Annotated in this window: 26 protein-coding genes and 1 tRNA gene; 6 read left to right on the top strand and 21 right to left on the bottom strand. The window is 68.7% G+C overall.

Translation table 11 applies throughout. The features are described from left to right. Positions 1-305: 305 nt before the first annotated feature. Positions 306-947: an MOSC domain-containing protein gene (locus AC1DK9_RS02790; protein ID WP_476914945.1), complete on the bottom strand. Its 642-nt coding sequence runs from the start codon at positions 945-947 to the stop codon at positions 306-308. A gap of 201 nt (positions 948-1,148) precedes the next feature. On the opposite strand from AC1DK9_RS02790, the gene AC1DK9_RS02785 reads away from it, so the two are divergent. Further along, positions 1,149-2,336 carry an acyl-CoA dehydrogenase family protein gene (locus tag AC1DK9_RS02785; RefSeq protein WP_476914944.1) on the top strand — a complete coding sequence of 396 codons (1,188 nt, stop codon included), beginning with the start codon at positions 1,149-1,151 and terminating at the stop codon, positions 2,334-2,336. A gap of 80 nt (positions 2,337-2,416) precedes the next feature. Here AC1DK9_RS02785 and AC1DK9_RS02780 read toward each other — a convergent pair whose 3' ends face one another. From AC1DK9_RS02780 to AC1DK9_RS02755, 6 genes are read right to left on the bottom strand one after another with little or no spacing between them, the layout of a single operon-like run. After that, positions 2,417-3,208 (bottom strand): SDR family oxidoreductase, encoded by a 792-nt coding sequence (locus tag AC1DK9_RS02780; protein WP_476862628.1) that lies wholly within the window; start codon positions 3,206-3,208, stop codon positions 2,417-2,419. 40 nt (positions 3,209-3,248) lie between these two features. Then, complete coding sequence (locus AC1DK9_RS02775) at positions 3,249-4,628, bottom strand: MFS transporter (RefSeq protein WP_476914943.1); 1,380 nt, start codon at positions 4,626-4,628, stop codon at positions 3,249-3,251. Further along, positions 4,625-5,140 carry a winged helix-turn-helix transcriptional regulator gene (locus AC1DK9_RS02770; protein WP_476914942.1) on the bottom strand — a complete coding sequence of 172 codons (516 nt, stop codon included), beginning with the start codon at positions 5,138-5,140 and terminating at the stop codon, positions 4,625-4,627. Before AC1DK9_RS02770 ends, AC1DK9_RS02775 begins: the two co-directional genes overlap by 4 nt. A 59-nt stretch (positions 5,141-5,199) precedes the next feature. After that, positions 5,200-6,471, bottom strand: coding sequence for a glycosyltransferase family 87 protein (locus AC1DK9_RS02765; RefSeq protein ID WP_476914941.1), 1,272 nt, complete (start codon positions 6,469-6,471; stop codon positions 5,200-5,202). A gap of 6 nt (positions 6,472-6,477) precedes the next feature. Then, entirely contained in the window at positions 6,478-7,665 is a 1,188-nt protein-coding gene (locus AC1DK9_RS02760; RefSeq protein ID WP_476914940.1) for a cystathionine gamma-synthase, read from the bottom strand. A gap of 17 nt (positions 7,666-7,682) precedes the next feature. Next, the gene (locus AC1DK9_RS02755; protein WP_476914939.1) at positions 7,683-9,068 is read right to left on the bottom strand and encodes a cystathionine beta-synthase; all 1,386 of its coding nucleotides are present in this window, start codon (positions 9,066-9,068) and stop codon (positions 7,683-7,685) included. Positions 9,069-9,199: 131 nt separating this feature from the next. Between AC1DK9_RS02755 and AC1DK9_RS02750 the strand changes: the two genes are divergently transcribed. Next, positions 9,200-10,333: an SLC13 family permease gene (locus tag AC1DK9_RS02750; protein ID WP_476915235.1), complete on the top strand. Its 1,134-nt coding sequence runs from the start codon at positions 9,200-9,202 to the stop codon at positions 10,331-10,333. Between the two features lie 7 nt (positions 10,334-10,340). On the opposite strand, the gene AC1DK9_RS02745 is transcribed toward AC1DK9_RS02750, so the two are convergent. Beyond that, positions 10,341-10,781 (bottom strand): VOC family protein, encoded by a 441-nt coding sequence (locus tag AC1DK9_RS02745; protein WP_476862427.1) that lies wholly within the window; start codon positions 10,779-10,781, stop codon positions 10,341-10,343. Positions 10,782-10,951: 170 nt separating this feature from the next. On the opposite strand from AC1DK9_RS02745, the gene AC1DK9_RS02740 reads away from it, so the two are divergent. Then, entirely contained in the window at positions 10,952-11,932 is a 981-nt protein-coding gene (locus AC1DK9_RS02740) for a DNA-3-methyladenine glycosylase family protein (protein WP_476862428.1), read from the top strand. A gap of 13 nt (positions 11,933-11,945) precedes the next feature. Here the strand turns inward: AC1DK9_RS02740 and AC1DK9_RS02735 are convergent, their stop codons facing one another. After that, the gene (locus AC1DK9_RS02735) at positions 11,946-13,622 is read right to left on the bottom strand and encodes an AMP-binding protein (protein WP_476914938.1); all 1,677 of its coding nucleotides are present in this window, start codon (positions 13,620-13,622) and stop codon (positions 11,946-11,948) included. 112 nt (positions 13,623-13,734) lie between these two features. Here AC1DK9_RS02735 and AC1DK9_RS02730 point away from each other — a divergent pair, with 112 nt between their 5' ends. Beyond that, positions 13,735-14,013: a putative quinol monooxygenase gene (locus AC1DK9_RS02730; protein ID WP_476862430.1), complete on the top strand. Its 279-nt coding sequence runs from the start codon at positions 13,735-13,737 to the stop codon at positions 14,011-14,013. Between the two features lie 101 nt (positions 14,014-14,114). Here the strand turns inward: AC1DK9_RS02730 and trxA are convergent, their stop codons facing one another. The 6 genes from trxA to AC1DK9_RS02700 form a co-directional block, all read right to left on the bottom strand. Continuing rightward, positions 14,115-14,522 (bottom strand): thioredoxin, encoded by a 408-nt coding sequence (gene trxA, locus AC1DK9_RS02725; protein ID WP_476862431.1) that lies wholly within the window; start codon positions 14,520-14,522, stop codon positions 14,115-14,117. Positions 14,523-14,589: 67 nt separating this feature from the next. Next, positions 14,590-15,135, bottom strand: coding sequence for an acyl-CoA thioesterase (locus tag AC1DK9_RS02720; protein WP_476862432.1), 546 nt, complete (start codon positions 15,133-15,135; stop codon positions 14,590-14,592). 42 nt (positions 15,136-15,177) lie between these two features. Further along, on the bottom strand, positions 15,178-15,912 hold the full coding sequence (locus AC1DK9_RS02715; RefSeq protein WP_476862433.1) for a Type 1 glutamine amidotransferase-like domain-containing protein: 735 nt from the start codon (positions 15,910-15,912) through the stop codon (positions 15,178-15,180). A gap of 27 nt (positions 15,913-15,939) precedes the next feature. Continuing rightward, entirely contained in the window at positions 15,940-16,344 is a 405-nt protein-coding gene (locus tag AC1DK9_RS02710) for a VOC family protein (RefSeq protein ID WP_476914937.1), read from the bottom strand. 21 nt (positions 16,345-16,365) lie between these two features. After that, positions 16,366-16,920: a GNAT family N-acetyltransferase gene (locus tag AC1DK9_RS02705; protein WP_476914936.1), complete on the bottom strand. Its 555-nt coding sequence runs from the start codon at positions 16,918-16,920 to the stop codon at positions 16,366-16,368. Beyond that, complete coding sequence (locus tag AC1DK9_RS02700) at positions 16,913-17,536, bottom strand: hypothetical protein (protein WP_476914935.1); 624 nt, start codon at positions 17,534-17,536, stop codon at positions 16,913-16,915. Before AC1DK9_RS02700 ends, AC1DK9_RS02705 begins: the two co-directional genes overlap by 8 nt. A 79-nt stretch (positions 17,537-17,615) precedes the next feature. Between AC1DK9_RS02700 and AC1DK9_RS02695 the strand changes: the two genes are divergently transcribed. Continuing rightward, positions 17,616-18,434 carry a hypothetical protein gene (locus AC1DK9_RS02695; RefSeq protein WP_476914934.1) on the top strand — a complete coding sequence of 273 codons (819 nt, stop codon included), beginning with the start codon at positions 17,616-17,618 and terminating at the stop codon, positions 18,432-18,434. On the opposite strand, the gene AC1DK9_RS02690 is transcribed toward AC1DK9_RS02695, so the two are convergent. From AC1DK9_RS02690 to AC1DK9_RS02670, 5 genes are all read right to left on the bottom strand, one after another. Continuing rightward, positions 18,431-19,588: an EAL domain-containing protein gene (locus AC1DK9_RS02690; protein ID WP_476914933.1), complete on the bottom strand. Its 1,158-nt coding sequence runs from the start codon at positions 19,586-19,588 to the stop codon at positions 18,431-18,433. The genes AC1DK9_RS02695 and AC1DK9_RS02690 overlap by 4 nt on opposite strands. An 8-nt stretch (positions 19,589-19,596) precedes the next feature. Then, positions 19,597-19,773 (bottom strand): DUF1059 domain-containing protein, encoded by a 177-nt coding sequence (locus tag AC1DK9_RS02685; RefSeq protein WP_476862440.1) that lies wholly within the window; start codon positions 19,771-19,773, stop codon positions 19,597-19,599. Positions 19,774-19,924: 151 nt separating this feature from the next. Further along, positions 19,925-20,317: a DUF7793 family protein gene (locus AC1DK9_RS02680; protein WP_476862441.1), complete on the bottom strand. Its 393-nt coding sequence runs from the start codon at positions 20,315-20,317 to the stop codon at positions 19,925-19,927. Positions 20,318-20,508: 191 nt separating this feature from the next. Next, positions 20,509-20,590 (bottom strand) — tRNA-Tyr (locus tag AC1DK9_RS02675). A gap of 149 nt (positions 20,591-20,739) precedes the next feature. After that, the gene (locus AC1DK9_RS02670) at positions 20,740-20,994 is read right to left on the bottom strand and encodes a hypothetical protein (RefSeq protein ID WP_476862442.1); all 255 of its coding nucleotides are present in this window, start codon (positions 20,992-20,994) and stop codon (positions 20,740-20,742) included. A gap of 192 nt (positions 20,995-21,186) precedes the next feature. On the opposite strand from AC1DK9_RS02670, the gene AC1DK9_RS02665 reads away from it, so the two are divergent. Further along, the gene (locus AC1DK9_RS02665) at positions 21,187-21,678 is read left to right on the top strand and encodes a YajQ family cyclic di-GMP-binding protein (RefSeq protein WP_138768479.1); all 492 of its coding nucleotides are present in this window, start codon (positions 21,187-21,189) and stop codon (positions 21,676-21,678) included. 246 nt (positions 21,679-21,924) lie between these two features. Here the strand turns inward: AC1DK9_RS02665 and htpX are convergent, their stop codons facing one another. Then, a complete protein-coding gene (gene htpX / locus AC1DK9_RS02660; RefSeq protein ID WP_476914932.1) occupies positions 21,925-22,797 on the bottom strand; it encodes a zinc metalloprotease HtpX in 873 nt (290 codons plus the stop codon). Positions 22,798-22,829 lie beyond the last annotated feature (32 nt).

Genomic DNA, 22,829 nt, shown 5'->3' with positions numbered 1-22,829 from the left:
AAGTCCGGCGCTTTCGCAATCCCGTGGCAGGACTTCCCGCTGCAACTCTTGGCTGCTATCCCAGCAGTCTGTACAGCGTTTTCTTTAGCCGGCTCTCCCTATGAAAATGCCCGCATCACATTTGCGGGCCCCAACACTTACCAGTCCTGCCTCAAAAATTGGGCAGGAATAAGGGATTTCCGGAGTGGGGGATGTTTCCAGTGTAGGGCATTCGTCCGCCCCGGCGCTAATGCAGAGGCCGACGACGGCGGTGACCTTGCGCACAGGCTGCGTCAGCCGTGGGCCGGAGCCTGCCGCTCCCCCGGCTAGGCCAGCAGCTTGGCGAATTCCTGGTGGTACTCCGGCTGCAGCCGGATCAGTCCGTCGGCGTCCGCGTCCCGCAGCGCCTCCATGTCCTGGACCGTGGGGTCGGAAAACCATTTGCCGATCGTCACGCCGTGGGCCGGGACGTAGAGCCGGTGGATGTGGTCCCCGGCTTGGATGCTGCCGGTGCGAACTACCCGCAGGTAGGTGCCCACCAGGCCCGCTTCGGTGAACCGCTTGACCCAGTGCGGTTCGTCGACCCGCCGCTGGAAGGTGCTGCACGGCCGCCTGGGCGAGGTGACTTCCAGTTCGACGTCGAGCCCGATCTTCCAGCGTTCGCCGATCACAGCGTTGGTGGCATCGACGCCCGCCACCCGAAGGTTTTCACCGAAATATCCGGGCGGGATCTCGCGGCCGAGTTCCGCGGCCCAGTAGTCGGCGTCGGCCTGGGAATAGGCGTAGAGCGCCTGGTCTTCGCCGCCATGGTCCATGCGGTCGGCCTGGATGTCGCCGCGGAGGCCCAGCCGGTGGACTTTCACGGGGCCGTCGATGGGACGCTTGTCGATGGCGGTCACGCCCAGCCTGCCCTCGTCGCTGAGCAGCTGGTGCACCCGGCAGACGGCAAGCACAGAAGCGGTGTTCATGGCACCAGTGTAGGCCTGCTGCGGCGGGGTGGCTTCGATACCCGGGAGACGCCCGGGCGACGCTCCAGCCCGGTTACTTCGCCACCGGCCGCACCTCCGGGCCGCGACGCCGGCGTGTCCGCCACATTCCGGGCGCCGGTCCCGAAGTAACTGGGCAGGAAGGTCCGCCGCACCTCCCACGCCCCGCCGTAGGATGCTCGCATGAGCACTGGCGAAGCAACAGATGTGTCCGATGTCCTCGCGATCGATTCGCTGCTGAGCGCGGAAGAACTCGCCGTACGGGAAAAGGTCCGCGATTTCACCAGCCAGCGGATCCGGCCCGGAATCGCCGCCTGGTACGACGACGGCGTCTTCCCGCTTGAACTGGCCGCGGAACTGGGTGAGCTGGGCGTGCTCGGCATGCAGCTGGAAGGGTACGGCTGCCCCGGCCGCTCCGCTGTCGAATACGGCCTGGCGGCGATGGAACTCGAGGCCGGCGATTCAGGCATCCGGACCTTCGTCTCCGTGCAGGGGTCCCTCGCCATGACCGCCATCCATCTGTGGGGTTCCGAGGAGCAGAAAGTCCACTGGCTGCCCCGGATGGCCGCCGGCGAAGTGATCGGCTGCTTCGCCCTGACCGAGCCCACGGCCGGCTCGGACCCGGCGGCGATGCGGACCTACGCGCGGCGGGACGGGTCCGGAGACGACGCCGGCTGGATCTTGGACGGGGAAAAGCGGTGGATCGGGCTCGCCTCCGTCGCGGACGTGCTGGTCGTGTGGGCGATGACCGACGACGGCGTCCGCGGCTTCCTGGTCCCCGCCGATACCCCCGGGGTCACAGCGATGCCGATCCGGCAGAAGCTCTCGATGCGCGCCTCGATCCAGTGCGATGTAGCGTTCGACGGCGTCCGGCTGGGTCCGGAGGCCCAGTTACCGGCCGCCAGAGGGCTGCGCGGGCCCTTCAGTTGCCTCAACGAAGCGCGCTACGGGATCGCCTGGGGCGCGATGGGCGCCGCCCGCGACTCCTACGAGGCCGCCCTGCGGTATTCACAGGAACGGCTGCAGTTCGGCAAGCCGCTGGCCGGATACCAGCTCACCCAGGAGAAGCTGGTGAACATGCTGCTCGAAATCCAGAAGGGCACCCTGCTGGCACTCCAGCTGGGCCGGCTCAAGGACGCCGGGAAGCTGCGGCCAGAGCAGATTTCGCTCGGCAAGCTGAACAACGTGCGCGAGGCGATCGCGATTGCCCGTGAGGCCCGCACCATCCTCGGCGGGAACGGGATCACCCTGGACTATTCGCCGCTCCGGCACGCCGCCAACCTGGAATCCGTGCGCACCTACGAGGGCACGGACGAGGTGCACACCCTGGTCCTCGGCCAGCACATCACCGGCCTCGCCGCGTTCCGCTGAACCCGAGATGACACTTCCCGGCAGTGTGGCCGCGAAACACTGCCGCGATGTGTCATCTCGACGGCGGGTGGCAGGAGGAGTCAGGCGGAGAAGCCGCCGTCGGCCTTGACCAGCTGCCCGGACACCCAGCGGCCCTCGGGCGAGAGCAGGAACGCCACCGTCCCGGCCACGTCGGCCGGAGTGCCGAGCCGGCCGCCGGGCTGCAGCCGGGTCAGGTCCTCGCGCAGCTGCGGGTCCATCCAGCCGGTGTCCACCGGCCCCGGGTTGAGCACGTTGGCGCTGATTCCCTGCGGTCCGAGCTCCCTTGCGGCCGCGATCACGATCCGGTCCAGGGCGCCCTTGGATGCACCGTAGGGCAGGTTGAAGGCGGTGTGGTCGCTGGTCAGGGCCAGGATCGCACCGCCCTCGGCCGGAGCCTGCCGGGCAAATGCGGCGATCAGCTGCCAGCTGGCGCGGGTGTTGACGGCGAAATGCCGCTCAAAGCTTTCCAGCGACGTGTCCAGGATGCCTGAATCCACGGATTCGGCGTGGCTCAGCACGAGGCCCTGCAGGGTCCCGGCGTCCTCCGCCACCGCGGCCATCAGCCGCTCCACGGCCTGCGGATCCTCGAAGTTGGCCGGCACGGCCACCACGGCGGCGCCGGTGGCCTGCAGCTCGGCGGTGAGGCGCTCGACGTCGTCGGGCTGGACGCCCCAGGGCATCCGGGTGTCGTAGTCCTGCCAGTAGGTGAGCACCAGGTCCCAGCCGTCCGCCGCGAGCCGGCGCGCGATGCCGGCGCCGATGCCGGCGAGCCGCCCGACGCCGGTCACCAGCGCAGTCTTGCGCTGCACCGGCGCAGCGCTCAGGTCAGGGTCGGCCGGGGAACCGGGCATTGTCGAAGTGGAAGGCATGCGCCCCAGCCTAGTGCCCGGCTTACGCCGGAACGGGAACCGCGGCCTTCGCCCCGGTGTCCTTGCGGATGGTTGCGCTGATCACGGCGGCGATGGTGCACATCGCCGCGGCGGCGAACCAGGCGTAGGTGTACTGGCCGGTGGCATCCCGGACGGCGCCGGCGGCCAGGGCGGCCGCGGCGGCACCGAGCTGGTGGGCGGCGAAGACCCAGCCGAAGACCACGCTGCCGTCCGCGCCGAACACCTGCCGGCAGATCGCAGCCGTCGGCGGGACGGTGGCCACCCAGTCCAGGCCGTAGATGACCACAAACACGATCATGCTGGGCTGGACCTCGGCGCTGAGCAGCAGCGGCAGGACCAGCAGGCCGATTCCCCGGAACTGGTAGTAGACCGCGAGCAGGATCCGCGGGTTGAACCGGTCCGTGAGCCAGCCGGACGCGATGGTGCCGAGGATATCGAAGATGCCGACGACGGCGAGCAGGCCCGCTGCGGTGGTTTCCGCCATGCCGTGGTCGTGGGCGGAGGGGATGAAGTGGGTGCCGATCAGTCCGTTGGTCGTGGCGCCGCAGATGGCGAAGCCGGCCACGAGTGCCCAGAACGTCCGGACCTTGCTGGCGCGTTTGAGCACCTGGAGCGCACGGACAGCCGCGTTCCGGCGGGGTTCGGCCGGGGCTGCGTCAGGGCCGGTCGTGCCGGAGCCGGCGCCCGCGGCCGCCGTGTCTGCCGTGTCCGCGCCCTCCGGGGACTCTGCCTCCGCCCCGTAGGGCAGCGCACCGACGTCGGCCGGTGAGTTCTTCAGGAATTTCAGCACCAGAGGCACCACGGCCAGGGCGCCGGCGGCGATCAAGAGGGAGGCCTGCCGCCAGCCCGGGTGCTGCGCAAGGGCTGCGATGAAGGGCAGGAAGACCAGTTGCCCGGCCGCGCTGCCCGCGGTGAGGATGCCGATCACGAGCCCGCGGCTCTTCACGAACCAGGTGTTGGCGATGGTGGCGGCGAAGACCAGCGCCATGGACCCGGTACCGAGTCCGATCAGCAGCCCCCAGGTCAGCAGGATCTGCCACGACTGGTTCACCAGGACGGTGAGGGCGCTGCCGGCGCCGATCAGCACCAACGCCACCGCGGTCACGGCGCGGATCCCGAAGCGCTCCATCAGGGCCGCAGCGAACGGTGCCGTGAGGCCGAACAGCACCAGGTTGATGCTGACCGCGGCCGAGAGGACGGTGGTGGACCAGCCGAATTCGGTCTGCAGCGGCACCATGAGCACGCCCGGGGCGGCGCGGAAGCCGGCCGCGCCCACCAGGGCCAGGAATGCGACGGCTGCGACCATCCAGGCCGGGTGGATCCGGCGCCGGGTGGAGGGCCGCTGGGTAGACGGGCGGCGGCCGGTCCGGGATTCACTCATGCTGCGTTTCCGTTCTTGCGGGGGTTCGGGGCGGTGGCGAGGGCCACGGGTGCCTCGGTCCGGGTGAGGCTGTGCCAGCTGGTGTTCTCGGCCGTGAGCCGCTCGCCGCAGCCCGTGCAGCTGTCCGCCGAGGAGGTGCGCTGGCCGCAGCCGCTGTGGATCACGAACATGTGCGCCTGTTCGGACGGAGCGTCCAGGTGCTTTTCGGCCCAGATGACGACGGCGTTGAGCACCGGCAGGGCGTCCTCGCCCTTCGCGGTGAGCACATACTCCTGGCGGGGACGGCCGCCGTCGTCGTAGGGCCGGCGGGTCAGCAGGCCGGCCTCAACGAGGGCGGCCAGCCGCCGGGTGAGCACCGAGTCCGCCGCGCCCAGCCGGTCCTTCATGGCGTCGAAGCGCCCGTTGCCGAAGAAGACTTCGCGCAGGACCAGCATGCCCCAAGGGTCGCCCAGGATGTCCAGGCCGCGGGCCATGCTGCAGTTGCGTCGGGACCAGTCGGATCGAAGTGCCATACCGGCAGAATAGCTGGCTTTCTTCAAGATAGCTAGGGCATGGAGCCCAGGCGCTGGGACTAGGCGCGCAGGCCGGCGCGGGAGGGCCGGTAAGCCAAGGCCCAGTACACCAGCATCGCGATCCCGCAGACCACGCCCAGGCTCGCGACGGTGAGCTGCCACGTCGTGTTCGGGTCCTTGCCCCACTCGTGCGCCCCGGCCATCACCGCGAGGTACTTGGGCGTCAGATAGAACGCGACAGCGGAGGCCGCCACGATGATCCAGCCGGCCAGTCGCATCCTGCCGTTGCGCGAAGGTACGCGGTGGATGGCGAACCCCATGCACGGCAGCGCCACGGCCATCCAGACCCAGTGGTGCGACCAGGAGACCGGGCTGATGAGCAGCATCAGCACCGCGGTGGCGGATACGGCCACGAAGTTCTCCTCGGCAGCGACCGCCCACTTGATCACCAGTGCGGCCACGGCGGCCAGGCCGAGGGCGAGCACCAGCCACAGCAGCGACGTCAGGGATGAATCCTGCAGGCCGAGGTGCAGCAGCAGCCCCTTGACCGAGAGGTTGTCCACATAGCCCGGGACGCCGATCCGTCCGGTGTCCGGCAGGATCTTGGTCCAGAAGGTCATCGAGGCAACGGGCAGCATGGCCCAGGCCAGCACGATGGAGCCCACGAAGCCAACGGCCATCCAGCCGAGGGCCTTGAAGTCGCGACGGACCAGGAAGTACAGGCCGAAAGCGAGCGGGGTGAGCTTGATCCCGGCGGCGATCCCGATCAGCAGCCCGGCCGGCCAGCGGAGCTCGCCGGCACGGGATTTTCCGTACAGCGCGAAGTCGGCCAGGATCAGGCCCATCAGGATGATGTTGATCTGGCCGAAGTCGAAGGTGTCCCGCCACGGCCCCATCAGCAGGATCGCCGCGGTGCCGGCCAGTGCCACGGACCGGAACCGCCAGTCCGCCACCGCGTCGCGCCAGCGGCCCAGCCCGAAGTAGTGCCGGGTCAGCCAGGCGGACACGACGGCGGCGCCGAGCAGTGCGGCGGCGATGAAGATGATGCTGCCGGCGCTCTGGCCCAAGGTGGCGAGGGCGGCGAAGACCAGGGCGGCGAACGGCGGGTAGGTAAACGGGAGGCCTTCGCGCGGGGCGTAGAGCTCGTTGACGCCGGCCTCGCCGGTCTGCAGCACACGGTTCCCGCCGTAGAAGTAGACCTCAAAGTCGTTCATCAGCGGGATGTAGGCCGAGTACAGCACCACCAGGGCGGCGACGACGGCGGCCGCACCGGCCGCCGTCGCGATCCAGCCGCGGGTGGCAGAGCCCGCGGCCCTGGAAGTGACGGTCACTGGAGGCTAGCTGCCCGTCTCAATGCGCGCGAAGGCCTGCTCGAGGTCCGCGATCAGGTCCTCGACGTCCTCGATGCCGCAGGAGAGCCGGATCAGGTTTTCCGGGACCGCCAGCTCGGTGCCCTTGACCGAGGCATGCGTCATCTCCGAGGGGTAGTTCATCAAGGATTCGATGCCGCCCAGGGATTCGGCCAGGGTGAAGACCGAGGTGGACTCGGCCACCTTGCGGGCCGCGGCTTCGCCGCCCTTGAACTGCACGGAGATCATCCCGCCGAACTTCTTCATCTGCTTCTTGGCCAGTTCGTGGCCGGGGTGCGAGGGCAGGCCCGGGTACAGCACGGCTTCCACCTCGGGGCGCTGCAGCAGCCATTCGGCCACGGCCTGCGCGTTGTCGCTGTGCCGGTCCATCCGCACGCCGAGGGTCTTCAGCCCGCGGGTGGTGAGGAAGGCATCCATCGGCCCGGACACGGCGCCGACGGCGAACTGCACGAAGCCGATCTTCTCGGCCAGCTCGGGGTCGTTCACGACGATCGCGCCGCCGACGACGTCGGAGTGCCCGCCGATGTACTTGGTGGTGGAGTGCACCACGATGTCGGCGCCGAGCGCCAGCGGGTTCTGCAGGTACGGGGACGCGAAGGTGTTGTCCACCACGAGGAGGGCCCCGGCGTCGTGCGCCACCTTGGCGAGCGCCTCGATGTCGGTGATCTTCATCATTGGGTTCGACGGCGTCTCCACCCAGACCAGCCGGGTCTTGCTGGCCGAGACGGCCTGTGCCACGGCGTCGAGGTCGGACATGTCCACCGGGGTGTTGCCGATCCCCCACTCGCCCAGGACGCGGCTGATGAGCCGGTAGGTGCCGCCGTAGGCGTCGTTGCCGAGCACGATGTGGTCCCCCGGCCGGGTCAGGGCCCGGATCATCGAGTCCTCGGCGGCGAGGCCGGAGCCGAAGGAGAACGCGTGCGAACCGCCTTCCAGCGCGGCCAGCTGTTCCTGCAGGGCGTCGCGGGTGGGGTTTCCGCCGCGGCCGTATTCATAGCCGGCGCGCAGCACTCCGATGGATTCCTGCGCGTACGTGGAGGAGAAGTGCAGCGGGGGCACCACGGCGCCGGTGCGCGGCTCGAAGGCCTGGCCGGCGTGCACGGCGCGGGTGTTGAAGCCGGCGTTCGTCGCGGAAGAGCTTTCTTGCTGGGACATGGGACTCCTTGGACTGGTCAGTTGCTGAGGTAGGCGAGGAGGTCATGGCGGGTCAGGATACCCACCGGAGCGCCGACGAACGTCACCATCAGGGTGTCGGTGTCGGAGAGGAGTTCGCGGGCGGTCGAGATCGATTCGAGCGAACCGATGACGGGCAGCCGCGCCTCCATGTGTTCGGAGATCTTGTCTGTGAGGGCCGCTTCGCCGCGGAAGAGTTTCGCGGTCAGGGTGCGCTCGTCGACGGCACCGAGCACCTCGCCCATCACCACCGGCGGTTCCTGCGACAGCACCGGGATGTGCGAGACCCCGTACTCGTTCATGATGTTGATGACGTCGCGGACGGACTCGTTCGGGTGGATGTGCACCAGGTCCGGCAGCTCGCCGGTCTTGGCCTTGAGCACCTCCCCCACCGAGGCCTCATCACCGCCGGACAGGAATCCGTAGGACCGCATCCACTGGTCGTTGAAGATCTTCGCCAGGTAGCCGCGTCCCGAGTCGGGCAGGATCACGACGACGACGGCGTCCGCCGGGAGGTCCTTGGCGGCCTGCAGCGCGGCGACGACGGCCATACCGGAAGAGCCGCCCACGAGCAGGCCTTCCTCCCGGGCCAGCCGGCGGGTCATGGCGAACGAGTCGGCGTCGCTGACGGCGATGACGTCGTCGGGAACGGCCTTGTCATAGTTCGCCGGCCACATGTCTTCGCCGACGCCTTCGACGAAGTACGGCCGGCCGGTGCCGCCGGAGTAGACCGAACCGGCCGGGTCGGCGCCGATGATCTTGACCACGCCGCCGTCGGCCTCGGCCCGGTCCGCGGAGACTTCCTTGAGGTAGCGGCCGGTGCCGGTGATGGTGCCGCCGGTGCCGGCGCCGATCACGCAGTGCGTGATCCTGCCGTCCGTGTCGCGCCAGATTTCCGGGCCGGTGGACTCGTAGTGGCTGGCCGGCGCGGCCGGGTTGGAGAACTGGTCCGGCTTGTAGGCGCCGGGGATCTCGGTTACCAGCCGGTCCGAAACGCCGTAGTAGCTCTGCGGGCTGTCCGGGGCGACGGCGGTGGGCGTCACCACGACTTCGGCGCCGTAGGCCTGCAGCACGGCGCGCTTGTCTTCGCCGACCTTGTCCGGGACCACGAAGATGCAGCGGTAGCCCTTCTGTTGCGCCACGAGGGCCAGGCCCACCCCGGTGTTGCCGGACGTGGGCTCCACAATGGTCCCGCCGGGCTGGAGCTTGCCGCTGCGTTCCGCCTCTTCGACCATTTTGGCGGCGATGCGGTCTTTGATCGAACCGCCGGGGTTCAGGTATTCGAGCTTCACCAGGACGGTGGCGGCGATGCCTTCGGTCACGTGGTTGAGTTTGACGAGCGGCGTGTTGCCGATGAGGTCCAGGACGGACTGGGCGTACTTCATAGGTACAAAGTTACCGCCTCCGGGGCAGCGGGCACGTCGCGTCGTCAGCGCCGCCGTGCGGGTGCGACGATAAGGCGGTGAAGCGAAGGACCTGGTTGAAGACGCTGAGGAGCTACCTGGTTCCCGGCGGCATGCTCGCGGCCGGGGCCGCGGCGCTGGCTACCGGGCTGTTGCCGTGGCCCGCATTCGAGGAGCTCACCGGCCGCACCGTGCCGGTACTGGGCTTCGTGCTGGCCATGTCCCTCGTGACGGAACTGGTCGACGACGCCGGCCTGTTCCGGGCTGTCACGGACCGGCTGGCGGCACTGGGCCGGGGCCGGGTACTGCTGTTGTGGTTGCTCGTGATCGCGCTCGCGTGCGTGGCCACCGTGTTCCTGTCGCTGGATACGACGGCGGTGCTGGTCACCCCCGTCGTCGTGCTCCTCGCCGTACATGCACGGATTCCGCCGTTGCCGTTCGCGCTGACCACGATCTGGCTCGCAAACACGGCCTCGCTGCTGCTGCCCGTGTCCAACCTGACCAACCTGCTGGCCCAGTCCCGGCTGGGGCTGAGCCCGGCCGGGTTCGCCTCGCTGGTCTGGGCCCCCGCCCTGGTGGGGATCCTGCTCCCGCTGGTGCTGCTCTGGCTCGCCTTCCGGAAGGATCTGCGGGGCCGCTACGCCCCGCAGCCCGCCCACCGGGTGCGGGACAAGGTGCTGCTCTATGCCTCGGCGGCCGTGATGGTGATCCTGCTGCCGGCGCTGGTGTCCGGAGTGCCGGTCTACATTCCGGCGACCGCAGCGGCTGCGCTCCTGCTGGCGCTGTTCCTGTGGCGCCGGCGCTCAAGCCTCCGCTGGTCCATGGTTCCGTGGCGCCCGCTCATGCTCACGGTCGGCCTCTTCATGGTCGTGGAGGCGGCGCACTCCAACGGCCTGTCGAAGGCCCTTGCCGGCGTGGCCGGCTCCGGGGAAAGCCTGCCCGCCCTGCTCCAGCTGGCAGGGCTCGGCGTCGGGGCGGCAAACACGGTCAACAACCTGCCGGCCTACCTCGCGCTGGAACCAGTGGGCGGCTCGCCGGTGCGGCTCGCGGCGCTGCTGATCGGAGTAAATATCGGCCCGCTGGTGACCCCGTGGGCTTCCCTGGCCACGCTGCTCTGGCACGAGCGCCTGCGGGCCCTCAACGTGGAGATCCGCTGGGGCGGCTTCGCGCTGGCCGGGCTCGCCGCCGTCGCCCTCACGGTTCCCCTGGCAGTCGTCGCCCTGTGGCTGACCAGCGGCATGCACTAGGCCGGAGTCAGGCCCCGAGGTCGTTCCCGGCCGCGGCTTCACCGGCAGTGCCCGCTCCACCCGGCGCCGCGGGCGCGGCGTTCTGCCACAGCCCCACCACGTTGCCCTCCGTGTCCGTGAAGTACGCGTTCCAGCCGGACCCCGGCACCTCCATCTTTTCCCGTTGGACCGAACCGCCCCGGGCCACGATCTGCTCCAGGGCGGCGTCAATGTCGTCGACGTCGACCGTCACCACCGGGGCCGTGAGCTCGCCGCGGCGGAACAGGCCGCCGTTGATGGATCCGGCGACGGCGGGCCGTCCCTGCTCATCCATCGGGGTGGTCAGGGCCAGACTGTATTCCATCTCCGGCATGACCTGGAAATTCCAGCCGAAGACCGAACTGTAGAACCCGCGCGCACGGTCCTCGTCGTCCGCGGGAAGCTCGAAGTGCACCACTCCACCAGCCATCTCATTCTCCTGACCATCAAGGGATCCGTTGCCGGGGCCTGGGAGTCCGGGCCCCAGCCGGATTCTAGCCCGCTCCGTGGCCGCGGATAAGGGCCCTCCGGTCCCCCGGAGCACGCCGCCGGACGGGCCCGGATGTGCCCGCCGTCGGCCGGGCGTGGGAACATGTTCGGGTGACCACCGCAGAGCTTCCCGCCGGCGTGCCCGCCGCGGCGGACGCCTCACTGCGGTGGCACCCGGGAGGTCCGTTCGATCTCCTGCAGACCCTCGGCACGCTCCGCCGGGGCCACGGCGATCCATCGATCCGGGTCACCGCGGACAGTTTCTGGATGGCGTTCACGACGTCGTCCGGCCCGGCCTCGCTGCGGCTGACCTCCGCGGGCCCGGCGGCGGCGCCGTGGATCGAAGCCCGGGCCTGGGGACCCGGGGCGGCCGAGGCGATCGGGGCCGTTCCGCGGATGCTGGGCCGCGACGACGACTGGACGGCCTTCGACGAACCCGCGTTCCACGCCACGCTCCCCCGGATGGTGGTCGAAGCACGGCGCCGTAACCCCGCGGTCCGGCTGCCGTCTACCGGGCGGATGATCGATTCCCTGGTGCCCACCGTGCTGGAGCAGAAGGTCACGGTGATCGAGGCACGCCGCGGCTACCGCTACCTGATGTACCGCTTCGGCACAGCCGCCCCCGGCGCGGGCACTGTGGCCCCCGCAAATCTCTTGGTCCAGCCCACGCCCGAGCAGTGGCTGCGCATCCCGTCCTGGGAATGGCACAAGGCCGGGGTGGGCCCGCAGCGCTCGGACACCGTGATGCGGGTGCTGCGCTCCGCCGCCGCGCTGGAACGCCTGGCGGCGCTGCCGGCGGCCGAGGCGGCCGCGAAGCTGCAGACTCTTCCCGGGATCGGGGTTTGGACGGCGGCGGAGGTCGTGCAGCGCACGCACGGGTGCCCGGACTCGATTGCCGTGGGCGACTACCACCTTGCCGCCTACGTCGGCGCAGCCCTGACCGGGCGGCGAACCGACGACGCGGGCATGATCCGGCTGCTGGCGCCGTGGGCGGGCCACCGCCAGCGGGTGGTGCGGATGATCGGCCTCAGCGGCTTCCGCAAGCCCACCTTCGGCCCGCGGATGACCATCCAGGACCACCGCGGCCACTGACCTGGCGCCGCGCTCAGAGCCCCAGCCGGGCCACGGCCTCCTGGCGCATGTCCACCTTCCGGATCTTGCCGGACACCGTCATCGGGAAACTTTCCCGGACTTCCACGTAGCGCGGGATCTTGTAGTGCGCCAGCTTGCCGCGGCAGAACTCCGCCAGGCCTGCCGCGTCCAGGGGTGAGGCCCCCGGCTTGAGGATGATGCAGGCCATCAGTTCCTCGCCGTAGGTGGCGTCGGGAACCCCGATCACCTGCACGTCCTGGATATCCGGGTGGGTGTAGAGGAACTCCTCGATTTCGCGCGGGTAAATGTTCTCGCCGCCGCGGATCACCATGTCCTTCATCCGGCCCTCGATCACCAGGTAGCCGTCCTCGTCCATCCGGGCCAGGTCCCCGGTGTGCATCCAGCCCTCGGCGTCGATGGCCTCCGCGGTCTTGTCCGGCTGGTTCCAGTAGCCCTGCATCACGGAGTAGCCGCGCGTGCACAACTCGCCGATCTCGCCGCGCTGGAGCACCTCGCCGGTCACCGGGTCGACGATCCGGCTTTCGAGCTGCGGCATGGTGCGGCCCACGGTCTGCGTGCGCTGGGCCAGGGTGTCTCCGTCGCGGGTCATGGTGGACACCGGCGAGGTCTCGGTCATGCCGTAGCAAATGGCGACGTCGCGCATGTTCATTTCCGCGATCACCCGATTCATCACCTCGATCGGGCACAGCGAGCCGGCCATGACGCCGGTGCGCAGCGTCGAGAGGTCGTAGGAGGCGAAGTCCGGCAGCGCGAGTTCGGCGATGAACATGGTCGGCACGCCGTAGAGCGACGTCCCGCCGAAGTCCTGCACGGCCTCGAGCGCGGCGGCCGGCGTGAAACCCCGGCCCGGAATGATGGTGGCGGCGCCGTGGCTGAGTGCCGCCAGGTTGCCGATCACCATTCCGAAGCAGTGGTAGAACGGCACCGGCAGCACCACCCGGTCGTGCTCGGTGTAGGACAGCAGTTCCCCGATGGCGAAGCCGTTGTTGAGCAAATTGTGGTGCGTCAGGGTGGCGCCCTTGGGAAACCCCGTGGTTCCGGAGGTGTATTGCAGGTTGATCGCGTCGTGCGGGTCCAGTTCGGCCATCCGCGCCTTAAGCCCGGAATGCGGGACGTCGTCGGAGCGCCGCAGCAGCTCCGCGTAGCTTTGTTCCGCCTCGCCTTCCGGGATCCCGGCGGCGAGGCCGGGCAGGCCGGCATCGGGCAGGAATACCAGTTCGCGCAGTTCGGGACATTCGGCCAGGGCCTGCCGGGCCATGCCGGTGTAGTCGCTGTTCTTGTCCGACGGCGCCGCCACCAGCATCCGCATGCCGTTCTGCTTGACGACGAACTCGAGTTCGTGGCTGCGGTACGCGGGATTGACGTTGACCAGGATCGCCCCGACCTTCGCCGTGGCGTACTGCAGGATGGTCCATTCGGCGCAGTTGGGGCTCCAGATCCCGATCCGGTCCCCCTTCGCGACGCCGAGCGCCAGCAACGAGCGGGCCAGCCGGTCGACGTCGTCGTTCATCTTGGTGTAGCTCCAGCGCCGGGCTTCGCCGCCCGGAACCGCTGCGGCCTCGATCAACGCATCGTGGAACGGGAACCGGGCGACGATGCGCTCGAAATGGTCGCCGATGGTTTCATCAATCAGCGGGACGTCAGTGTCCCCGGCTGTATACGCAAGCATGGTGCGACGCTACCAACAGCCCGGCGGCATGAGAAGACTTAAGCGTGGATGTCCTAGGAAATCTTCGGGAGATCTTCCGACGCCGGGGCGGCCGCCGGGTAGGGTAAAAACCATGAGCGCACCTATTGACCTGCGGGCCACTTTCATCCCCAACGACGGCGAATTCTTCCGAGTGAAGCTTGCCCTCGAAATCGCGATCGACGAGGTCGTCAACGAACCCGGCTGCATTCGCTATGAACTGACCGAGGCGAGCGAGGACAAGCTGGTGCTGACCGAGCGGTGGGCCTCCCAGGAAGACCTGGACAAGCACTCGAAGGGTACGGCGGTCCAGGACTTGAACGAATCCTTGAGCGCGCTGCTGGCCGAACCGGTCAAGCTGGAAAAGCTCTAGGGACCTTCGCCAACAAGGAACGCGGGGTCCCTCCACGCCGGCATCCCGTTCGGGATGGGCGCGGAGGGACCCCGCGTTGCTGTTTGTTGCGTTAGACCGGCCTAGGCGTCCGGGATCTGGGTGCCGTCCTGCTGGGTTGCGGCGGCCTCGGCCTGGGAGCGGGCCACGTGCGCGTGGACTTCCTCCATGTCGAGGGCCTTGACGGCGTCGACAACCTGCTCCAGCTGCTGGGCGTTCAGGGCGCCGGGCTGCGAGAACACCAGCACCTTTTCGCGGAAAGCCATCAGCGTGGGGATCGAGGTGATACCGGCCTCGGCGGCGAGCTGCTGCTCCGCCTCGGTGTCCACCTTGGAGAAGACCACATCCGGGTGCTTCTCCGAAACAGCCGAATACGTGGGGCCGAACTGCTTGCACGGGCCGCACCATTCGGCCCAAAAATCTACGAGGACAATGTCGTTTTCCTCGACGGTCGCTGCGAACTGTTCACCTGTAATGTCTACGGTAGCCATGGGTCAACGGTACGCGAGCCGCCCTCGAAAGTCCCCTGCGTTTCGCTGTTGGCACATCCCGGCCGGATTACGCCCAGACGTGCGGGGCGGGCCGGCGGGCGCCCGGCAGCGCGTTCGTTTCGCGCCACTCGTGGATCCATTCCGGCAACTCAAGGTCCGCCGGCGGGGCTCCGAATTCGCGGATGATCTCGTCCTGGCTGACCGGGCCGCTCTTGGTGACCAGCCGGGTGGCGATGTGGGCCCGGGCGTAGATTTCGCCGTCCACCACCATGCGCTGCTCAAAGTAGATGGCCTTTTCATCGAGGCCGATCACCTTGGACTCGATCGTGTACTGCTGCCACAGCTGCAGCGACCGGCGGAAGGCGATCGTCTCCCCGGCCACCACCGGCGTCCAGCCGCGCCGGCGCATGGCTTTCCAGGTGCCGCTGCGGGCCATCAGGTCGAACCGGCCCAGGTCCATCAGCGAGAGGTACATGCCGTTGTTGACATGCATGGCAATGTCGATGTCCGTCGGCAGGACCCGGAGCGGCAGCGAGGACGTGTCCCAGATGCTCAGCGGCGAGCGTCGGGCGGACCTGATGAGCAGGAGAAGGGTGCGGAGCAGCAAATGCATGGGCCCTATGTTACCCGCGAGTAACAAAGCTGCCAAGGGCGGCTATCCGGGCCGGCCGGCGGAGAGGACGGCTACCGTGGCTTTGCTCCCGGAGCCGCGGATGGACCAGCAGTTCCCGGTCCCGATCACCTCCAGGTCCTCCAGGTCGGCGTGGCGCAGCACCAGGGCAGTGTTTTCATCGATGGCCACTGCCCGGTCCGCGAGACCCTCCGCCACCGCCCCGACCGCCCGGCTCAGGGTGCCCGCCTGCGCCGCGTGGACGTCGACGGCGAACGGCACCAGGCCCAGCCCGTCGCGGACCTCAAGCTCGTCGAGGCCCTCCGAGCATTCCTCCGCGCACACCTCAACGCCGCGGATCCGGTAGCCGCCGATAAGGGCCCGCCGCGGTGCGATCATCGCCCCGGCCGAGAACCCCAGATAGGGTACGCCGTCGGCGGCCGCCGCCCGGATCGTAGCGGCCGCGCCGAGCAGGCCGGCCAGGTATTCCGGCGTGGGTCCGCCGCCGACGACGACGCCGTCGACGTCGGCAAACGCCACCGGATCGGCCGGCGCGCCGGTCCGCAGCAGGACCGGCGCCACCTCACAGGCCATCCGGTCCTGCAACGGTTCCAGGTAGGCCGGGAGGAAGTACTCCGAGCTGCCTTCGCGGTCGAACAATACGACGGCGATCCGGGGCGACCGGCCGCCGGCGCGGCGCCGGACGTGGCTCGCGAAGCGGTCAAAGACGACGGGGGTGGTGACCGTGTCGGGGCCGCCGCCCACCAAAATGATGCTCATGGGTATCACGGTACCCCGGAGACCCGCTCAGTCCGTGGCGACCAGCTCGACTTCGAAGCCGTCCGAGTTCACCAGGTAGGCAGCGAAGTGCCCGGCGCCGCCCGCATGCGGATAACTCTCCGGAAACAACTCGGTCCAGCCGCGACCGGGGGCGCCCTCGGCCAGGGCGTCCACGTGCTCCCGCGTTCCGGCATGGAAGGCCAGATGGTTCAACCCGGGCGCGGTGCGGTGGTGGGTCCGGCCGCTCAGGTCCGGCGACTCCTCGACCACGATGTAGGTGGGCCCGCGCCGCCAGCTCCGCCCGTGGGGCCAGTCCTGGTACTGCTCGTAGCCGAGCCCGGACAGCAGCCAGCCCCATTCCTCCCGGGCCCGGTCAAGGTCCGGCACCCACAGCTCGACGTGGTGCAGGGCGCCGAAGGATTCGTCATTCACCGTGAGAGTCTCGCACGCGGTTCAGTGCAGGATGAGCTGGAACAGGACATGGTCCTGCCAGCTGCCCGCAATCTGCAGGTAGTCCGGGGCCAGCCCGATCTCCTGGAATCCGGCCCGGCGCAGCACCCGTTGCGAAGCGGCGTTGTGCGGCAGGGTGGCCGCCTGGATCCGGTGCAGGCGCAGTTCGGTGCGCGCGGCAGCAACAACGTGGGCGACGGCGGCCGAGGCGATGCCGCGGCCGGTCAGATCCCCGTCCACCCAGTACCCAAGGTTGGCGCTGAGGAACGGGCCCCGCACAATGCCGCTCAACGTCATCGCGCCCACGGCCCGATCACCGGCCAGCAGGATCCAGGGAACACCGGTACCGGCGGCGAACATGCCGAGTTTCCCGCCGATATTGGCGCGCTGGCCCTCCGTAGTGAGAAACTCCGCGCTCCGGACCGGTTCCCAGGGCGCAAGATGGTCCCGGTTCCGCCGGTAAGCGGCACCCAGCCGCTCGGCGTCGGAGCCGCGGAGCAACCGCATATGGACACCGCCGGGCAGCTCCGCCGCCAGGGTGCCTGAGCTTTCAGTCATCACTGTCCCAATAATTCCGGATCTCCCCGGCTGCCGCAGCCAGCGCCTCGCCGCTGACCGGGACCGAGCGTTCGTCCATGCCGCGGTCGGGCCACCGCGCCACGACCCGCAGGTCCCCGCCCGAGGGCAGCGGCCACACCCAAAATTTAGCGGAGTAGCTTAGTTCCTCATCACTGCCTCCACCTCCACCGCCACTGGCCGGCGTGAGAACGGGGCCGTCGGGGCCGGTCTCCTCAGACTCCCAAGGGCGCATGCCGTCTTCCGTCGCCTTCCTCCCGTCCGGGTAGGCGACGCCGAAGCGGAGGCCACCGTCGCCGCCCACCGGGATGCCGTGGCGGAAGGCCGGCCGGTTGAAGCACTGTTCCGTCACGAGGGCCCATTCCGAGTCGGTCTCGTCCTCCCGGCGCACCGTCCACACCAGCTCGATGACACACCCGGTGCTGAACACCTCCACGCCCTTGACCGCCACCACCAGGCGCGGGGTGCGCTGCAGAAACTCACCGACGGACACGACGGCGGGAAGCTCGTCCGACGGCGGCGCGGCCCAGACCGGAGGAACGAGCTTGGGCATCCGTGGCCGCTGCGGCGGGGTGGGCAGGTCTTCGAAGAAGGACATGACCTCATCCTCGCAGCGCAGTCAACACCGCCTGCGAAGCCTGAAGGGTCCGTCTCGCGGCGTGCGTTAGACTCGGGCCATGTCGGCTCTGTGGGGGGCGCGGATCCTCAGCGCAAATGTGGCAATGCTGGCAATGCTCCTGCCCCTGGCGGCGTGCGAATACAGCCCCGAGGAACCACCCCAGCCCGTGCCGACCGCCACACGCTCGATCGATCCCGCGGTGTTCCTGGCCGAAGTGGCCCGGCAGCTCTCGGGCCCTCCTGCCGACCCCGGCATTCCGTACGCCGTCGGCAAGAGCGCCGAATGGACCACCGAGCTTGCCGCCGGGGACTACCTGCTGACCTCAGCCTGCTCCGGAGCCTCCCGGCTGGAACTGAAGGTGACGAGTGCCCACGGACTTCCGCAAGGCTGGGACTACCCCTGTGGGGAAGCCAACTCCGCGTTTTTCCGCCACAGCGGGGGCAGGCTCACGGCCCGCGCCACCGCGATCTCCGGCCTCGAGGCCGGCGTCGCCGGGGTGAAGATCGAGCCCAACACGGACGCGTCGCTGCGCGAGAATTTCGGCGCCAGCGCCTGGGCCCGGGACGTCCTGGGCCCGTCCAGGCCAGGCGAGTACCGAGGCTCCGCCACCTCCGACGAACGGACGGTCTTCGGCCTCACCGCCCCTCCCGGCCGCTACGAACTGAACTTCGCCTGCCGCGGGACGGCAGCGACGCGGCTGTCCATCCGTAGCTGGAACGGCGCCGAGGTTTTGCCCGAAGGGACTGTCCCATGCGGCGAGACCATCAGCATCGAGGTGCGGCTGCCTTCGGAGGGCGCCCAGCTGAGCATGGCGCCTTCCGGCGGTACCGGGCAGTACTCGTTCAGGCTCGTGCCGCTACGGACCGGAAAAGGCTAGTCCGCTGCACCGCCCCCGGCCAAGGCGATCACCATCCGTTCCATCCGGGCGACGCCGGCAAAGCGCCCGGCGTTGTCCGTCACCAGGAGCGAATCGAACCTTTGGGCCTTCGGCCTCGTCATGGAACGGGCGAGCGCCTCGCTGAGCGGCGTATCCAGGTTCACGCGCATCCCGGGACTGACCACGCCCAGCGCGGCGGCCCCGGCGTCCAGCACCGCGATCGGCCGGAGGTGCTCACCGAGCAGCACGACTTCCTCCAGCACCGGGCTGGAGGCAAACGCGTCGGCGGCCAGCGCGACACTGGCAGCGGTCGTCGCCGGTTCGACGACGTCGCGGATGACCGTTTTGTGGGCTACCGGACGGGAGGTGGCGAGGCGGTGCGCCAGGTCGAGGTCGATGCCGGCCCAGGGCGGGGCGGGCCGGGCGAGGTAATAACCCTGCACGAGCGGGACGCCCAGCGAGACGAGCGCCTCAAGTTCCTCGGCCCTCTCCACACCCTCGGCCAGGATCCATGCGTCGACGCGGCTCGCGAACGCGCCGAGCATGCCGATGAGGGCTCGCTTCGCCTCGTCGCGGTCGACGTCCTGGATCAGGTCCCGGTCGATCTTGATCAGGGCGGGCCGCAGGGCCAGCAGGTGGCGCAGCCCGGCATAGCCTGCTCCGGCGTCGTCGACGGCGATCATTGCACCGGCGGCGCGCAACTGGTTGAGGTCCGGCTCCAACTCCACGTAGGAATCGATCGGCGTCTGCTCCGTGAGCTCGACGATGAGACCGCCCAGTGCGCCCTCTTCGCGCCAGACGCTGCGGATGCACTCCGAGGTCAGCAGCTCGGGCGAGACGTTGAGCGTCAGGAAGCAGTTGGCGGGCAGCCCGGCGCGGGCCCTGAGTGCGGTCCGCAAGGCCGCCGCTTCCAGCTCGGCCGCTTTGCCATGGTTCCGCGCGGCCGCGAACCAGACCTCGGGGTTCTTCTCTGCGTAACCGGGAAACCGGGCAAGGGCTTCATAGCCCACCACGGTGCCTCGGGCAGTATCGACGATCGGCTGGTAGGCCGCCGCCAGGCCCTCGCCGCGGCAGGCCGAAGCCAGCACGGCCTCCCAGTCCGGCGGGGATCCGGTGCCGGACCCGGCCGGTGGCACGGCTTCCGCAGGAGTCAACTAAGCAATCAACTAACCGGGTGGATCGCTTTGTGAACGGAATCGACGAGCTCGGCGGGCAACTCGGTCAGGCCGTGTACGGAGGCGGCGTGGGCGCCGACCTGGACGAGGATCTCGTCCTCCGTGCTGCAGACCCAGCGGGCGTCACAACCGGGAACGACGTCACCACATGCAAACGACTTCAATTCAGCTCCTAAGGCTCTCTGGTTAATCGGCCTAAGCCTACTCTGGGGTAACGTGCATCCCACTGAAGCCAACGCCCGGTGTCGGGCGGCGTGTTGGCCGGCGGTGTCGGCGGTGTCGGCCGGCGAAGCAGGAGCCGGCCCGGGAGCGCTATCAGCCGGCGACGCTCTGGGGGTCGCCGCTGGTGGCCAGGGCATCCAGCCATTCCAGGGCATCGGCGCTGGAGGTGAAGTAGCTTTGCGGGCACTCATTGCCACGGCGCATCCAAGCGGCAACAACGCGGTCCACGTTCGACTCGCCAACCAGCGCCACCGAGGATACGAAACGGCTGTCGAGGTAATGGTTGCGGGCGCCGGCGGTCAGCTTCACGTCGCTGATGTCGATCAGCAGCGGCAGCATCCGCCCGGCGCTGATTTTTGTGACGGCAAGGACCGATTCGACGGCGTCCGCCGTTTCGATCGTGGATCCGGCGGCCCAAACCAGCTGCAAAATTCCGGCCTCATCCAGGCTGAGCGTTCCCTTGCCAGCCGCCAGGACTATCTCCATTTGTTTTCCCCTCCTGCGAAAGAGTAACGCCTCGCGCACCAAAAAGTGATGTCGGCCACTTTTGTGCACGGAAGAGACGCCCCTGCCGGCCGCCGGACATCGGTCCGCGGACTGAGGAGGGTCGCTGATAAGTGTTCCGGGCAAAAGAAAAAGCCTCCGGAACCGTGTGGTTCCGGAGGCTTTCCCAAGGGTGGCAGATGAGGGATTCGAACCCCCGTAGGCGTTGCCAGCTGATTTACAGTCAGCCCCCTTTGGCCGCTCGGGTAATCTGCCGAACTTCAAAAGAAGATCACTCGCAGCTTCGTCATCGAAACGCCTGTTTCCAGTCCGTTCCGCTTCCAGCAACCGCGGGCAAGACAACTTTACAGAACTTCCGCCGAAGAATCGAATCGGCGCCGCACGGCCCCCGGAGGCCCGGAATATCAGGCTTCTCCGAGGATCCGTCCGGCGAGTTTGGCCTCGAACTTCGCGGCCTGCTCGGCGGTGATCTGGTTCAGCTGCACCGCCCGGGCCAGGTCCGCTTGCACGCCGTCGAGCCTGGCGGACGCGTCCGCGGCCGGGCTGAGGATGATGGAGGTCGCCAGGGCTGCCGCGGCCACGGACGTCACCGCCGTCGTGATAGAACCCGCAGCTGCGGCGGTGGTGCTGCTGACGTAACGGATGGCCCTGCGGTTCATGTGCTTTGCCTTTCGTGCGGCTCGTCCAACGGGTCCAACCCTCCCCTGCCAAGCTTCATTCCTCCCGGGGTTCAGCTTTGTGCCCGCTGTGAGGACCAGCCGCACCTTCACATCCAGAGCATCCGTACTAGGCTGGAATGCAGAAAACACCGCCCTGAAGCAGGGCGTCCGGACAACATCAGGAGGACAGTCATGGCAGGCGAATCCACATTCGACGTCGTCAGCAAGGTCGACAAGCAGGAAGTCGCCAACGCGCTGAACCAGGCGCAGAAGGAACTGGCGCAGCGTTACGACTTCAAGGGCGTCGGCGCAGAGGTTGACTTCAGTGGCGAGAAGATCCTGATGAAGGCCAACTCCGAGGAGCGCGTCCTGGCGGTCCTCGACGTGCTGCAGTCCAAGCTGATCCGCCGCGGAATCTCGCTGAAGTCCCTCGACACGGGCGAGCCCTACCCGTCCGGCAAGGAGTTCCGCCTTGAGGCCACCATCAAGGAGGGCATCGCGCAGGACCTGGCGAAGAAGATCAACAAGCTGATCCGCGATGAGGGCCCGAAGTCGGTCAAGTCCCAGATCCAGGGCGATGAGCTGCGGGTGACCTCCAAGTCCCGCGACGACCTGCAGGAAACCATGAACCTGCTCAAGGGCTTCGACGAGGCCGACCTGCAGTTTGTGAACTTCCGCAGCTAGCCGGGCCGTAGGCCCACTGACGGCGCGCAGTGCAGCCGTCGGTCCAAAAAGGGCTGCCGCTACTCCGGTAGCGGCAGTCTTTTTTGTTGTCCGGCCCGTGCGCTCCAGCCCGGTTACCCGCCGGGCCGCCGACCGGCGTTGTACCTCAATACCGGAAACCCGGGGTTGCCGGTGGCTGGTGCCGGCCTGGCACCGGAGTAACCGGGGAGTAACGCACGCCTGGTGCAGCGTGCGTCGGGGCCCGGGTCAGCCCAACGTCCGGCCCGCCATCCCTTCCAGCCGGCTGATCCGCTCGCTCATCGGCGGGTGGGTGGAAAACATGCGCGCCATGCCGCCGCCGCGGAACGGGTTGGCGATCATCAGGTGCGAGGCGTTCACCAGCCGCTGGTCCTGCGGCAGCGGGGCCAGCTGCACGCCCTGCTCGATCTTGCGCAGCGCGGAGGCCAGCGCCAGCGGGTCGCCGGTGAGCGACGAACCGTCCTCGTCGGCGTCGTACTCCCGGGTGCGGGAGATGGCCATCTGGATCAGCGAGGCGGCAAAGGGGGCCAGCAGGGCCATCGCCAGCAGCGCGAGCGGATTGCCGTTGCGGCGGTCACCGCCGCCGCCGAAGAACAGCAGCATCTGGCCCACCGAGGTGATTACGCCGGCGACGGCGGCCGCCACCGAGGAGGTGAGGATGTCCCGGTTGTAGACGTGCATCAGCTCGTGGCCGAGGACGCCGCGCAGTTCCCGGGCGTCGAGCAACTGCAGGATGCCCTGCGTGCAGCAGACCGCCGCGTTCTGCGGGTTCCGGCCGGTGGCGAAGGCATTCGGTGCCATGGTCGGCGAGATGTAGATCCGCGGCATCGGCTGGTTGGCGCGCGCCGAGAGTTCCCGGACGATCTGGTGCAGCTGCGGCGCCTCGGCCTCGGTCACCGGGTATGCCTGCATGGACCTGATCGCGATCTTGTCGCTGTTCCAATAGCCGTAAGCGGTGGTGCCGACGCCTATCAGCGCCATGATCCAGATGGGCGCCGAGCTCCGCGTTCCGGACCCGATCAACGCGCCCAGGCCGAGCAGCACGGCCCAGAGCACGCCGAACAGGGCCGCCGTCTTCAGGCCGTTGTGATGGTTGTGCACTGTTCCTCCCAAACCGCCGACCAGCCGTCCGG

It is taken from the genome of Arthrobacter sp. 01T414 (assembly GCF_056398965.1).
The sequence above is the reverse complement of the archived record's forward strand: the minus strand, read 5'-3'. Positions and strand labels throughout refer to the sequence as shown.